12 protein-coding genes are annotated in these 12,535 nt (G+C 62.8%); 3 read left to right on the top strand and 9 right to left on the bottom strand.

The window, feature by feature from the left end; translation table 11 throughout:
- Positions 1–27: 27 nt before the first annotated feature.
- The 4 genes from AC07ZS_RS23090 to AC07ZS_RS23075 form a co-directional block, all read right to left on the bottom strand.
- Positions 28–438: a hypothetical protein gene (locus tag AC07ZS_RS23090; RefSeq protein ID WP_494800866.1), complete on the bottom strand. Its 411-nt coding sequence runs from the start codon at positions 436–438 to the stop codon at positions 28–30.
- 74 nt (positions 439–512) lie between these two features.
- Entirely contained in the window at positions 513–1,376 is an 864-nt protein-coding gene (locus AC07ZS_RS23085) for a serine hydrolase domain-containing protein (protein ID WP_494800865.1), read from the bottom strand.
- 2 nt (positions 1,377–1,378) lie between these two features.
- A complete protein-coding gene (locus AC07ZS_RS23080) occupies positions 1,379–4,162 on the bottom strand; it encodes a tetratricopeptide repeat protein (RefSeq protein WP_494800864.1) in 2,784 nt (927 codons plus the stop codon).
- An 87-nt stretch (positions 4,163–4,249) separates the two neighbouring features.
- Positions 4,250–4,675 (bottom strand): helix-turn-helix domain-containing protein, encoded by a 426-nt coding sequence (locus tag AC07ZS_RS23075; protein WP_494800863.1) that lies wholly within the window; start codon positions 4,673–4,675, stop codon positions 4,250–4,252.
- Between the two features lie 284 nt (positions 4,676–4,959).
- Between AC07ZS_RS23075 and AC07ZS_RS23070 the strand changes: the two genes are divergently transcribed.
- Complete coding sequence (locus AC07ZS_RS23070) at positions 4,960–5,241, top strand: hypothetical protein (RefSeq protein ID WP_494800862.1); 282 nt, start codon at positions 4,960–4,962, stop codon at positions 5,239–5,241.
- A 1-nt stretch (position 5,242) separates the two neighbouring features.
- Here the strand turns inward: AC07ZS_RS23070 and AC07ZS_RS23065 are convergent, their stop codons facing one another.
- Positions 5,243–6,412 carry an HNH endonuclease gene (locus AC07ZS_RS23065; protein ID WP_494800861.1) on the bottom strand — a complete coding sequence of 390 codons (1,170 nt, stop codon included), beginning with the start codon at positions 6,410–6,412 and terminating at the stop codon, positions 5,243–5,245.
- 605 nt (positions 6,413–7,017) lie between these two features.
- Here AC07ZS_RS23065 and AC07ZS_RS23060 point away from each other — a divergent pair.
- Positions 7,018–8,112 (top strand): hypothetical protein, encoded by a 1,095-nt coding sequence (locus tag AC07ZS_RS23060; protein WP_494800860.1) that lies wholly within the window; start codon positions 7,018–7,020, stop codon positions 8,110–8,112.
- On the opposite strand, the gene AC07ZS_RS23055 is transcribed toward AC07ZS_RS23060, so the two are convergent.
- From AC07ZS_RS23055 to AC07ZS_RS23045, 3 genes are read right to left on the bottom strand one after another with little or no spacing between them, the layout of a single operon-like run.
- Positions 8,109–8,594, bottom strand: a complete 486-nt coding sequence (locus AC07ZS_RS23055; RefSeq protein WP_494800859.1) for a PIN domain-containing protein — start codon at positions 8,592–8,594, stop codon at positions 8,109–8,111. The two genes, AC07ZS_RS23060 and AC07ZS_RS23055, sit on opposite strands and share 4 nt — an antisense overlap.
- A complete protein-coding gene (locus tag AC07ZS_RS23050) occupies positions 8,591–9,718 on the bottom strand; it encodes an ImmA/IrrE family metallo-endopeptidase (protein ID WP_494800858.1) in 1,128 nt (375 codons plus the stop codon). Before AC07ZS_RS23050 ends, AC07ZS_RS23055 begins: the two co-directional genes overlap by 4 nt.
- On the bottom strand, positions 9,715–10,107 hold the full coding sequence (locus tag AC07ZS_RS23045; RefSeq protein ID WP_494800857.1) for a hypothetical protein: 393 nt from the start codon (positions 10,105–10,107) through the stop codon (positions 9,715–9,717). The genes AC07ZS_RS23050 and AC07ZS_RS23045 overlap by 4 nt, the downstream gene beginning before the upstream one ends.
- A gap of 359 nt (positions 10,108–10,466) precedes the next feature.
- Between AC07ZS_RS23045 and AC07ZS_RS23040 the strand changes: the two genes are divergently transcribed.
- Positions 10,467–11,792, top strand: a complete 1,326-nt coding sequence (locus AC07ZS_RS23040; RefSeq protein ID WP_494800856.1) for an NAD(P)/FAD-dependent oxidoreductase — start codon at positions 10,467–10,469, stop codon at positions 11,790–11,792.
- A gap of 11 nt (positions 11,793–11,803) precedes the next feature.
- Here the strand turns inward: AC07ZS_RS23040 and AC07ZS_RS23035 are convergent, their stop codons facing one another.
- The gene (locus tag AC07ZS_RS23035) at positions 11,804–12,526 is read right to left on the bottom strand and encodes a class I SAM-dependent methyltransferase (RefSeq protein ID WP_494800892.1); all 723 of its coding nucleotides are present in this window, start codon (positions 12,524–12,526) and stop codon (positions 11,804–11,806) included.
- Positions 12,527–12,535 lie beyond the last annotated feature (9 nt).

Here is a 12,535-nt window from a genome sequence, read left to right as displayed (position 1 = left end):
GCTGCAAAGGCTCTAAGGACTGAAAACTCAGGCCTTGCCGCGGGCGGTATTGACCGCGCGCTCGTGGGCGGCCTTGGCATCGGCCTTGCAGACCTTGGCGGCGTCGCCGGCCTGGTCTTCACACTTTTCCTTGGCCAGGTCGTAAGCGCTGTCCGCCTTGGCCTCTTCCAGCTTGCGGGCATTGGTGGCCGTGGCCTTGTACTTGTTCTCCAGCTCGGCCTTCTCCACCTTCTCCTTGCCCTTGGCTTCCACCTGGCAGATGTCCTTCGCGTTGTCCTTCATCGCATCGCAAGACTTCTTGGCGTTCTTGTAGTCCATCTCGATGCGGTCTTTGGCCGCGCTGTACTCGGCCTTGGTCATGGCGGTAGCGCTCGTCTGGGCCGTGGCGAAGGCAGAGGCGGCGCACAGAGCGATGGCGGTGAGGGTCTTGACGTACATGTTGTGCTCCTTTCGGGGTTGCAGAAGCTTCATCTTCGCCCTGCGACCCCGCTGAGCGCCGTAGGAAAAGCACGTCATGCCGTGTAGGACTCGGCGCAGAGGCGGTCCACCACTTCCCGCTCTGCAAGCCCCTCATCGGCCCCCTCATGAAACACCGCGCAGGTTGCCGAACGGGCACCCTGCGCGCAACGGTAGACCGCCACCACACTGCCCGGCCCCACGCCGGTGTGCCCGCACACCGTGAGCCCCGCGTCCACCATGCCTTGCATCAGCCCCAGGCCATAGCCTGCCGACGTCCACGGCCGCCCAGGGATGGGGCCGCCGAGCTGGCGCGCCGTCTGCATCTCGCGCAACAGCGCATCGGGCAGCAGCTGCCCGGCCAGCAAACGGTCCAGGAACAGGGCCGCGCCCGACAGTGGGCCCACCAGCAGGCCGTGATAGACCCAGCCCGGGTGGTAGGCCGGGGCAGCATCCGCTTTCGTGCTGGCCACACGAACACCCGCCACACCCAGCGGTGCCAGCGCCCGCTGCACCAGCGCGTCTTGCAGCGCGAGGCCGGTCACGCGCTCGATGAGCCGCGCGACATACAGGTAACCCACATTCGAGTACCGCCAACCGGTTCCGGGCTCATACCGCAGACGGCTGGCGTCCAGGCGCTGCAGCATCTCGTCCGCCGGCCAGGGCGCCTCATGGCGCGCCACGGCGGCGTGGTACTCGGGCAGCTCGCCGTAGTCCGCCAGCCCGGCCTCATGCCGCAGAAGTTGGCGCAGCGTGAACGGGCCTTCGGGCACCGCATCGTCGAGGCGGACCAGGCCATCGCGCACGAGGGTCAGCGCTGTGGCCGACAGCACGGTTTTCGTGAAGCTCCACCAGGGCACCGTTGGGTCGTGCCCTTCGTGAGGCAGGGGCGAACCGTTGGAGATCAGCGAGAAAGCCATGCTCAACGTTGGCCCGCCAGGTAGTCATCCATCGCCTTGAGAGACGTGGGCCCGTCGGTCATGCGCGCGAGCAGGGCTTCGGCCTGGCCGATCTGCTCGGGCGTCATGCGCTCCCGATACGCCTTCACCAGCGGAATGGCTTCGTCGTTGTCCAGATGTTCGGCGCGCGTCATCAAGGCCAGGGCCAGCACCAGATCCTGAGGCGCCAGCAGACCTTCCGCATGAAAGGCCCCAAAGTGCCGGTAGGCCAACGACAGGTCTTTCTCCAGAGCCAACCGGTTCAGGCGCACCGCTTCGGCCATGTCGCGGGGGGTACCACGACCGTAAGCCATCATCTCCCCGAGGTTGGCGCCTGCCCACAGGTAGCCCCGATCGAAAGCCTGTCGGTACAGGCGCACGGCTTCGGTGTGGTCCTGTGGCACGCCCTCGCCCAACTCGTGCAGATAGCCCAGGTTGTTCAGCGCTGCGACCTGACCCTGTGCCCCAGCGAGGCGATACAGACGGGCCGCTTCCTTCTGGTCCTTGGCCACACCCCACCCCATGGAGAACATGTAGCCGAGGCCCCACTGCCCTTGCGCCGAGCCGCGGTCGGCGGCCAGGCGGAAAAAGCGGAGCGCCTCCTGCTCGTTCCGGGGAATGCCCTCGCCATTGAGATACATGGTGCCCAGGTTCGCCATCGCCGACACATGGCCTCCGTCGGCGGCCTGCCGAAGCAGTTGGCTCGCTCGCTCCGGGTCTTTCGTCACACCGGTCCCGTAGCGGTACAAGGTGCCCAGGTTGCCCGTCGCCACCGCGTGATTTTGCTCAACCGCTTTCCGGTACCAGTGAGCGGCCTGCGCGTAGTCCCGTTCGACGCCTTGTCCGTTGTGATAGGCGCGCCCCAGGTTGTTCTGCCCACGCGCATACCCCTGCTCCGCCGCCTTGCGGAACCAGGTGACGGCCATGGTGTCGTCCTGTTGGACGCCTTTGCCTTCGCTGTAAGCGTGCCCCAGTTCGTCTTGCGCCTCGGCGTGACCTTGCTCAGCCGCCTTGCGGCGCCAACGAACGGCTTCTGCGTCGTCTTTTGAAACACCGCGGCCGCGCGCGTACATGTCCGCGAGATTGTTCTGAGCGGTGGCAAGGCCCCGTTCGGCCGCCTGGCGGTACCAACGCACGGCTTGCACGTGGTCCACCTTGACGCCAAGCCCTGCTTCATACAGGTGGCCCAGGTTGTTCATCGCCCTGCGCTCCCCCTGTTCCGCGGCCTCACGGTACCAGCGCAGTGCCTCCCCATAGTCTCTTGGAACGCCTTCGCCGCGTTCATACGGCACCCCCAGATTGAACTTGCCGGTGGCGTCTCCGGTGGCGGCTGATTTTCTGAACCAGTGAACGGCCTGCGCGACATCGCGCTCGACACCCAAACCTTCCCAGTACCTGTAGCCCAGGTCGTTCTGCGCCTCGACGTGGCCTTGCTCGGCCGCCCGCCGGTACCACCGCACGGCCTCCGCCTCGTCTTTCGCCACCCCACGGCCATCGGCCAGGGCCGTGCCCAGCTCGGCCTGGGCTTCGGCAAGGCCTTGGTCTGCGGCTTCACGGAAGAGCCTCGCCGCCTCGGTCTCGTCCTTTGCCACGCCAACGCCGGTGGCGTACAGCCGGCCAAGCGCCCACTGACCCATCGGATTTCCACCCTCCACCGCCTTCCGAAACCAACTGACGGCCTGACCCAGATCCTTGTCGACGCCACTGCCTTCCAGGTACAGGGTTCCGATCAGCGCCTGCGCCGACCCTTCCCCAGCATCCGCGGCTTTCCGGGCCCATTCAAGCGCCTGCCTGGCGTCCTGGCGAACGCCCAGCCCCAGCATGTACGCGCTCGCCAGGACCGATTGCGCCGCGGCCACCTGCTGTTGAGCCGCCTGCCGTATCCAGCGGACCCCGACGTTGACGTCCTGGGGCACCCCTTCGCCCAGAAGGAGCATCCAGCCTTTCAGGAACTGCGCTTCGGGCAAGCCGCGATCCATGCCCTGTTGGACGAGCTTGAGGGCCAGCGCACCGTTCTTCGGCATCAAGGTCCCGTCCAGGTGCAGCACGGCCAGCATGACCAGCGCCCAGACATGTTGCTGCGCATGCGCACGCCCCAACCAGAAGGCCGCCTTCTGTCCATCTTGGGGGACATCCTCGCCGTGCATGTACCGCGAGCCCAGGTTGAACTCCGCATTCACCACGCCACTTTCGGCCGCGCGCTCCAGCAGGACGAGCCCTGCCGCCGTGTCCTTCTGCGCGCCCTTGCCCTCCAGCAAGGTCAGGGCCTGGTTGTAGACGGCGGACTTGCCGCCCTTCGCCGCCGCCGCGCTGAAGAGCCGTGCGGCCTCTTGCCATCCCGCCGGATCCGCGGCGTGGAACAGCTCAACGCCCACGTCCGTCATCGCGGAGGGATGGCCTTGATCGGCCGATCGGCGCATCCACTGCGCCGCCTTGCGCGCGTCCTTGCGGGTGCCATAGCCCGACTGGTAGGCATGCGCCAGGCGCCACTGCGCCTCGGCGTCCCCTTGCTCCGCCGCATCGAGCTGGCGCTGGAAATACGCTTCAGGGCTCTCGTGCTGCTGGCGCAGCCTCTCCAGGTCTGGCGACCCGGTGCCCAGGGCGGGCACGGCCTCCCGCTGGCCTTGCTGCCATTGGACGGCGCCCATTTTCCCGAGCGAGGGCCATGCCGATTCGACGGTGGCGCCTGAAGCGCCTGCGGACCACCACAACGCGAGGCTCGCAGCCACTGCACCCACCAGAAGCCGAGGCCTTACCTTCACCGACATACCCATCACTCCCTGAAATCTGTATCAGGAGGTATCTTAGTGGCGCCGCGACAGGCTCCACAGTGGCGGCCTAACCTGCTCGGCGGGCTAGCTGCTCTTCTTTCGCTTGGTGGGCGCGGTGGCCTTGGCCTTGGGTTTTCTTGGGGGCTTGGCGGGCGCCGGTGGTGATGGTGGGGTCATGCCTTCGGCGAGCATGGCCACGTACTTCACTGCCTCGAGCTGCTTCTGCGGCGAACAGCGTTCGAGGTCATCCACTACAGCACGCAACACCGGTTCCAGCGACCAATCCGTGGAAGCTCGTTTCCCCGTGAGGACATACATCACGTCCAGCCCCCTCTCCATGACCCGCGTCAGGTACATGCAGTTGGGCGTGCTGCCGCCTTCCTTCTCGTAGTTGATCTGCGTTTCTCTGGAGACGCCGCCAATCTCTGCGAGCGCGGACTGAGACAGACCAAGGCGTGACCGCTCCATCTGGATTCGCTCGTTGAAAGTGGATTTTTGTACGCCAGACATGTTGACAAGTGGAATTTATTCCACCAAAATGAATGCCAAAGTTTATGGTTCTGTTACTCAAATGCTAACCGAGCAGGTATATCCATGCCTCAAACCAAAAGCGCGCCGCCTCGCAAACGTGTGCCTAATGGCGTCAACAGCGCCCGTCCCATCGCACTGCGACTCACAACAGCCGAGTTAGAACGCGTGAAGCAATGGGCCGATCGCGAACACCGCTCCATGGCCAGCCTGTGCCGCATGGCCGTGCTGCGCGAACTGGGCATGAACGACAAAGGAGCCACCGCATGAAGCCCAACAAGCCACACGATCTGCCCGCCCAGCGCATGTCACTGACGATTCAGCAATGGTCAACAGCAGGACTTAACGTCCTCGCAAGCCGCACCGCAGAACGGGGCGTGCCCGGCGTGGTGCTGCTGCAGGTACACGAAGAGCCGTTTGAACTGGAATGGAAACTCACCCCCGAGCAGGCACGTGCGCTCTCGGACAGGTTGCTTGAAGCTGCGGCCACTTGCAATAGGCTCGACAGCCTCACGGGTACCGCCTGCTCCAGCGCGGATGCACCTTGAGTCAGTAGCTAAACCGAAGCTTCAAAAGTCCCACAAGCTCTTCGATGGACAAGACGTCCTTCTTCCGATGCAGCATCGAATGACAGTTCGGACAGACTGGCCGAAGGTCGTTCTCTGGATCCAAGGTGTATTCCTCACCGATGGTGTGGATCGGCTTGAGGTGGTGCACGTGGATAAAGCCCTTCCCGAGGTCACCATAGACCGCGTGGAAGTCAAAGTTGCACACGACGCAAACGCAGCCCCATCGTTTGATGCACCTGGGCTTCGCCGTCGCGTCTCGCTCGTATGCGTTGACGACAATTTGCTTTTTTGCGCCCTCGATGACACCTGACGGGTCACCGATGTCTTCAGGGAAAGTTTGCGTAGGGGTCAGCTCAGCAAAAAGCTCCCCGAGGAATTCAACCAGTCGCGGCTCGACATTTGCGCCGACGTTTTCCTGAGGCTTCAGTCCTTGAAGCCACTTGAGTCCCCGCGAATCGAGCAGGTAAGAAATGTTCTGCATCCGGCGCTCGAATGCACCAGCGACTCGACCGAACTTCTTTGCGAGCTGGCGATAGTAGTGAGCCTTGACGTAAAGCGTTCCGGCTGCATCGAGTCTCATCATTTCAGCGTAGCTGGCAACTGAAGCTTGAAGCTCTTCGTCTGTCCAGTCGTTCTGAGAGCGTGCTGTTTTTCCCTCCGCATCGGTGGAGCCATCCGACCTGGAACCAGCCAGAGCTTGCGGAAGAGGGGCTGCACTCGCTTCCACCCGATGGGATTGCATGTGATCGGGTAGCACATCAACAGAGACTGCTGCACCCAACACAGCGAAGATCAACTCGTCTTCTTCTACGAGCCGCAGGATCGGGAACACGACATCCGGCGAGAAAACGCCAATGCTCCGTGCGTTGGTCGTCTTGTCGAACTTTGGCGTGACGATCACTGTGTAGGCCGGAATGCCACCCGCCCATAACGCTCGAAGGTGGGCCTTGCGTTCGTTTCGACCGCTGTGCGTTCTTCCCGCGAGGCGTTCTTTGGCAAGCACCAGAACTCGCGTCGGCGACTGCCTCATCTCGTCGTCCCACGAACGAAGCAGCACCGCGTCGTTATTGGTGGCGCCCCATGAGTTCCGTTCGTTGCGCAACTTGAAGCCAAGTCGCTCGAAGAATCGGCTGATACGTTCTGTTGCCATACCCCTCCTATTTGTCAGGAGATGTTACGGCACGAATGGGCTAGAGCTCGCCAAATGGCGCAAGGCTGCTAGGCAAGCCCTACCCAATGTTCGCTTCAGGAACTGTCAATGGTTGCTCGAGTGAGTACACGTCACGCTGCTCGGCGCAGCGCATGCCACCGGCAGTTCGAGGCCTAAACTCAATTGGTGTCGCATGTGTTTCCGGTAGCGCTGCCGACTTCGTGAGGCACCCTTTGAACGGAAATGAAAATCAGCCACGCGAAGACACGAACACGCAGGCCGAGATGCTTGAAGCTGCGGCGACTTGCAATAGGCTTGATAGCGTGACGGGCACCGGTCACCACGATCGAACGACTTAGAGCGGACTCGTCCCGAAAAGATGTGTTTATTCACGTAGATCATTGGGCGCTGCGCAGCGATTGCTGCCGGCAGCAGCTCCCACGCTCAAATGCTCGGTCTGCCTTTACAGGTATTCAGTCGGAGGCAATCGAAATCGACTGCTTACAACAGGCGTCACTACGAGGTTGACGCATTTCTCTAGAAACAGACGTTGTCTTCGAAAAATCACGCCCCCGCGTATGACGCACCTCCGTGATAATTCATGAATGGATTGCAACATCATTGCCGTGGGAAAGCGCCGAGATGGCGGAACCCGCTATTGGTGCATGGAGCACCATGCGAACGCTACTGCAAAGTACGGAGTGGCCGCAGACAAATGCGTGGCGGCCGACGACCCGCCAATCACGGCGGAAGAGACGCTTCACTTGGATTTCGCGGACTACCCTGGCGGGATTGCCCTGTGGGGCTCGGTCCCCGCTGTCTACGACACCACTATCCAGCCCATTGACCGCGGCATCCACGTTCACGCCAGATCGACCTGGGGGGGCCTGAAGAACATTGACAGAACCTACCGCCGGCTGAGGATCCCTCATCGTGCGGACCTGCTCTCCGACGGCTGGGTCGACGTCGACGAGATCGACGCAATTAACTACATGGTCTCGGGCGTCTTCGGCTTCGAGACGATCCCCGTCAAATGTATCTATTGCGGTTTTCCGCATCTGGACCGCGACTGGTTCGCTGTGCACTCCCACCGAAGGCACCAATGCCACGGGTGTGGCCGCCAGTTCTCTGACACTGGCGCTGGCGTCGGTAATCCGATTGCCGAGCTGCGCCAAGTGCTCGGTGCGAAGCCCACGAAGAAGCGTAAAGCTCCCGAATCGATCTCTATCAAGCAGCACGACTACCCGGGTGGCATTCAAATATGGGGATCGAATCCCGCAATTCTTTGGACGTCAAACGAACCCGAGATGACGGGCATTCATCTGCATGCTTTCAAGAAACACGAACAGGAAATGCCCGATGTCGACGAGACCTACGCCAAGGTAACGATCGACGGCATCAAATTGGATCCGGATCAGGTTAGAACCTACATGGCCCAGTCAGCCATGCCGCACCTCGAAGGCCGCGTCGTGGATCTCATCTGTCCACACTGCGGAGAGTCGCACTTCGAGCGTGGTGAGCACGCATTCACCCCGCACATCGATCACGAGTGCTATGCGTGCGGCGAGACGTTCCAAGCCTCTGGCCATATGAAAAAAACCATCGGCAACCCGTTTGTAGGCATACGCAAGAAGCTGGCTTTGAACGCCACCGGCCCCGTGCGCGAGGACAAATTGGGGCTGCGCCCCGAAGCGATCTAGAGCTTGAAGTCGGCCAGCGACAAATTGGGCAGAAAACCGCCCAAGCGTTTCATCTGCTCATAGGCCTCGAATGCTTCCTCGGCTGTGACCAGCCCAGCGCCGACCGCATCCCGAAGAAGGCCTATAGTCCCCGTCCTGCGAGAGACGCCGATCTCTTGCTCAATCACCTTGCGGGCGGCCCCGTCGTCGCAGGCGACCGAGCAACCTTGGGCCTTTGCAGCCAGGATGCACTCAGTCTCCCCGGGACCCAGCTCCCAAACGGCGAGCGCGTCTTCGTATTCATCAGCGTCTATCGCAGTGTCATCCACCCATTCGATGTCGCCGAGCTCCACGGCAACCTTGATCGCCTTGGCGACGCTGCGCGACTCGCGAAGGACCTCAGGGCTGATTTGAAACGTCCTGCCCGGAAGCGAGAGGACTTCGGCGAGGACGTCACCGTTATCCAGGTTGATCAATGTGGATGCGTCGATGACGACAATCACGCGGTGATTTCCGAGTTCGCGACCACGATGGCCGAGACTGGAACATTCAGCAGTTCCGCGGCTTTGCCCAGCGACAGATTGCCGCCTCGCACCTGCGCCGCGGCGGATTGCACGAGCGCGGGGGTGGTCTCGATCACGAGTTCTTGGCGCGCGGGTACACCAACGTCGGCGGCGAACTTCTCAGGGTTCTTGAAGTCGTCCTGCAGGCGTTGGTAAAAGGCGCGCGCGCCGCTAGCTGGAAGCAAGTCAAAGGTTTCAAAGCGCCTGGCGGCCACTTCAAAGCTGACGTGAAATAGATGCGCGATCCATGCGATTTCCGCAGCCCCCAATGGCTTATCTGAGATGCGGAGGTGTTCGCGCACCACTTTCAGCGCCCTTAGCACACCGTGCCGCGGCAATAGGAGGGCAGAAGCGAACGCGTCGGCGAACTTCTCTTCGGCGCGCCGGGGACTGCGCGACCAGTCTGCCTCTTTATCCAAGTGCGCGTAGCCTTGGGTCCGCCGGTCGTGGTGAGCAACTAGATGCCCAAGCTCATGGGCAACGGTGAAGAGCATCCGCGGCTGGAACTTGCGCGGGCCAATTATCACAATCGCATGGCCCTCGACGATCGCCGAGACTCCCTCGACAGTTGAGTCGCGCGAAAACAGCAGCAGCACGCCCATGGCGGCAAGTACCTGCGCCAGATTTGGAAAGGGATCGAGGTCGTCGAGGTCTCCGAATTTCTGGCGAAACAAGTCCGCAAACGCAGATGCATTGGCAGGAACAGGCTCCAGGCCACTGAACAAGTCCAGCCACCCCAGATCCGAGCGTAGCCCTCGCGCGATAGAGAGCGCGTCGCGGACTTGCGCCGAGAGCACATCGATATGAGAAACGACTTCAACCGCGTCGCGCTGCTCCAAGGTCTGCCGAAACAACATCTTGATCGGCTCGGCTGCCTCGCGCTCGCGCTGCATCAGGCTCGACACAGAGATCTGCAGCGCCTTGGCAATACTCCGCATTTCCCCAAGCGTCGCCTTTGCGCCGCCCGCGACTTGCTGGAACCTCTCGGGAGTCATGCCAGCCTTTTTGGCCGCTTTTTCCACGGTGAGGTTCTTGCTCGCCATGTGGGCCGTGATGTTGGTCACCAACTGGCCTCTCGCTTGATGTCGTCGAGGGCGCGCAGCAATTGGTCAACCTGCGCGTTGGAGAGCTTGCGTCCGCGCCCGACCACTTGTTGCATGCGATACCCGGGCACCTCAAAGATCTTCGAAAGGATGCCGACGGAGCGGTCGCGGCCAATCTCCACCTCCCTTGGAGTCTCGAGCATCACAGGGTTCTTCCCCAAGATGTAGTTCTTAATGCGGTTTTCAAACTTTTCGCGGTCGCGCTTGTCGTGTTCATCCAGAGGGTGTTGGGTCCCGTCCGGTAGGGCAATGATGTTTCCGGCGCGCCGATTTCCCTCGAAGCGCAACGCGTTCTCTGGGCGATGCCGGAGAGCCTCGAGCTGGTGGTCGAGCTTCTTGTCGATCTGCATGCCACCGATCACGTACTGGGGAATAGTCCGCCCGCGGCTTCCGCTGATTACAAAGATGTGGTCACCCGGCCTAACCATACGTCTCAGGTCTGGCCTGCACGTTCCCATCGAGGGCCTCGAAGAGCCGAGCATCGGATCCACGAGGGCTAGCCCGGCTCCGGGGTCGGACCCGGGCGACACGAAGATGTAGCTAGGCATGGCTCTCCTTTGAGGTGAGGCTGTATTTTTAATCAGTATAGATTTTTGTGCAAGAAGCTATTTACAGACGGCCGAAAGGGTCCACGTGGAAGCGGACCCAACCAACTTCCAACGTGGTATTTTTCGAGCCTTTCCCCGCCCAACCACCTCAGAAGCCCCCAATGCAGCCTGAAGAGACTTGCGACGTCCTAGTCATCGGCGGCGGCCCCGCCGGTTCCACCATTGCGGCCCTGCTCGCGCGCGAAGGCCGCAAGGTGGTGTTGCTGGAGAAGGAGCACCATCCCCGCTTCCATATCGGCGAGTCGCTGTTGCCCGGCAACGTGGCCTTGTTCGACAAGCTCGGTGTGCGCGACCAGATCGAAAAAATCGGCATGCCGAAGTTCGGCATCGAGTTCGTGCCGCCGGATCTGGACTACTGCAGCTATGTCGATTTCGCCGAGGGTTGGGACCCTTCCATGGCGTCGGCGTGGCAGGTGCGCCGCTCAGAGATGGACGAGCTGCTGTTTCGCCATGCGGCCAAGGTGGGCGCCGAGGCGCTCGAAGGCGCCAAGGTCACCGAGGTGGCTTTCGACGATGACGGCGCCGGGGTGGCGGCCGTGCTCGACAGCGGTGAGAAGCGCCGCTGGCGCGCCCGCTTCGTGGTGGACGCCACGGGCCGCGACACCTTGCTGGCGAACAAGTTCAAGTGCAAGGAAAAGAACAAGGACCACAACAGCACGGCGCTGTTCGGCCACTTCCGCGGCGCGCGGCGCCTGGAAGGCAAGCGCGAAGGCAACATCAGCATCTGCTGGTTCGAGCACGGCTGGTTCTGGTTCATTCCCCTGGCCGACGGCACCACGAGCGTGGGCGCGGTGTGCTGGGCCTACTACCTGAAAGCGCGCGACAAGCCGCTGAAAGACTACTTCTTCGACACGATCGCCCTGTGCCCCGAGCTGCACGACCGCCTGAAGGACGCGACGCTGGTGGACGACCAGGTGCATGCCACGGGCAACTTCGCCTACTCGAGCACGCACGCCACCGGCGACCGCTACCTGATGGTGGGCGATGCGTTCACGTTCATCGACCCGATGTTTTCTTCGGGCGTGTTTCTGGCGATGCAGAGCGGCTTCGACGGCGCGCAGTTCGTCGCCACGGCGCTGGACGCGCCGCAGCGCCTGCCCGCGGCCCGCGCCGCGTATGAAAAGCGCGTGCGCGTGGGCCCGCGCGACTACTCGTGGTTCATCTACCGCGTCACCAACCCCACCATCCGCGACATGTTCATGCACCCGAACAACCGGTTCAAGGTGAAGCAGGGCCTCATGTCGCTGCTGGCGGCGGACATTCACCACGGCCCGAGCTATCGGCTGTCGCTGGTGATGTTCAAGCTGATCTACTACGTGGTCTCGGTGGCGAACTGGCGCCGCACGTATGCGGGCTGGAAGCGGCACCGCTTCAACATCCGCGACATGGGAGCCCTGCGCGGCGAGACGATCATGAAAGCGGACTGACTGAGGTCCTCTCAGGGCCGGACGGCGGTGTACTCCGAGAACACGCCGAGCTCGGTGTGCCGCTGCACCTGCTGGAAGCCCGCGCGCTCCATGGCCTGCAAAATCTGCGCGGGCGGGATGCAGGTTTCAATGGTGTCCCAGTAGTAGCGCCACAGCTCCGCGCTGCCGCGCTCGCGGGCCACGAAGCGCGCCAGGGTGGGCACGATGCGGCGCATGTAGAACTTCACCAGGGCGCGAGACACGCGGCTTGAAGGCTGGCTGATCTCCAGGATCAACAACCGGCCGCCGGGCCGCAGCACGCGGTGGAATTCGCGCAGCGCGGCGTCCACGTCCGACACATGCCGGAAGGCATAGCCGAAGCTCAGAAAGTCGGCTTCGCCGGTGGCGCAGGGCAGCTCCTCCGCTCGGCCGGCGCGCAGCTCCACGCCCGGCAGGTCCACCTGGGCCAGCATGCCGGGGCTCGGGTCCACGCCGATGAGGCGGCCGTGTTCGCCGGTCAGGGCGCAGGCCTCGCGCGCGAGCAGGCCGGTGCCGATGCCCACGTCCACCACCTTGTCGCCGGCCGCCAGGCCCGCCCGGGCCAGGGCTTCGCGCCGGTACCAGCCGCCGGTGCCGAACGCCATGGCGCGCTCGATGCGGTCGTAGTCGACGGCGGTCTCGTCGAAGATGCGGCGCACGTAGCGCGCGTGGTCTGCCTCGTCGCGGTAGTAGGCGGGCAGGGGGGCATGCGGCAGGGAGGGGGT

The organism is Hydrogenophaga sp. GW456-12-10-14-TSB4 (genome assembly GCF_059424305.1).
The sequence above is the reverse complement of the archived record's forward strand: the minus strand, read 5'-3'. Positions and strand labels throughout refer to the sequence as shown.

Coding starts and splice junctions, on each gene's coding strand:
- AC07ZS_RS23090 (WP_494800866.1), bottom strand. CDS start 438: ATGTACGTCAAGACCCTCACCGCCATCGCTCTGTGCGCCGCCTCTGCC.
- AC07ZS_RS23085 (WP_494800865.1), bottom strand. CDS start 1,376: ATGGCTTTCTCGCTGATCTCCAACGGTTCGCCCCTGCCTCACGAAGGG.
- AC07ZS_RS23080 (WP_494800864.1), bottom strand. CDS start 4,162: ATGTCGGTGAAGGTAAGGCCTCGGCTTCTGGTGGGTGCAGTGGCTGCG.
- AC07ZS_RS23075 (WP_494800863.1), bottom strand. CDS start 4,675: ATGTCTGGCGTACAAAAATCCACTTTCAACGAGCGAATCCAGATGGAG.
- AC07ZS_RS23070 (WP_494800862.1), top strand. CDS start 4,960: ATGAAGCCCAACAAGCCACACGATCTGCCCGCCCAGCGCATGTCACTG.
- AC07ZS_RS23065 (WP_494800861.1), bottom strand. CDS start 6,412: ATGGCAACAGAACGTATCAGCCGATTCTTCGAGCGACTTGGCTTCAAG.
- AC07ZS_RS23060 (WP_494800860.1), top strand. CDS start 7,018: ATGGATTGCAACATCATTGCCGTGGGAAAGCGCCGAGATGGCGGAACC.
- AC07ZS_RS23045 (WP_494800857.1), bottom strand. CDS start 10,107: ATGCAGATCGACAAGAAGCTCGACCACCAGCTCGAGGCTCTCCGGCAT.
- AC07ZS_RS23040 (WP_494800856.1), top strand. CDS start 10,467: ATGCAGCCTGAAGAGACTTGCGACGTCCTAGTCATCGGCGGCGGCCCC.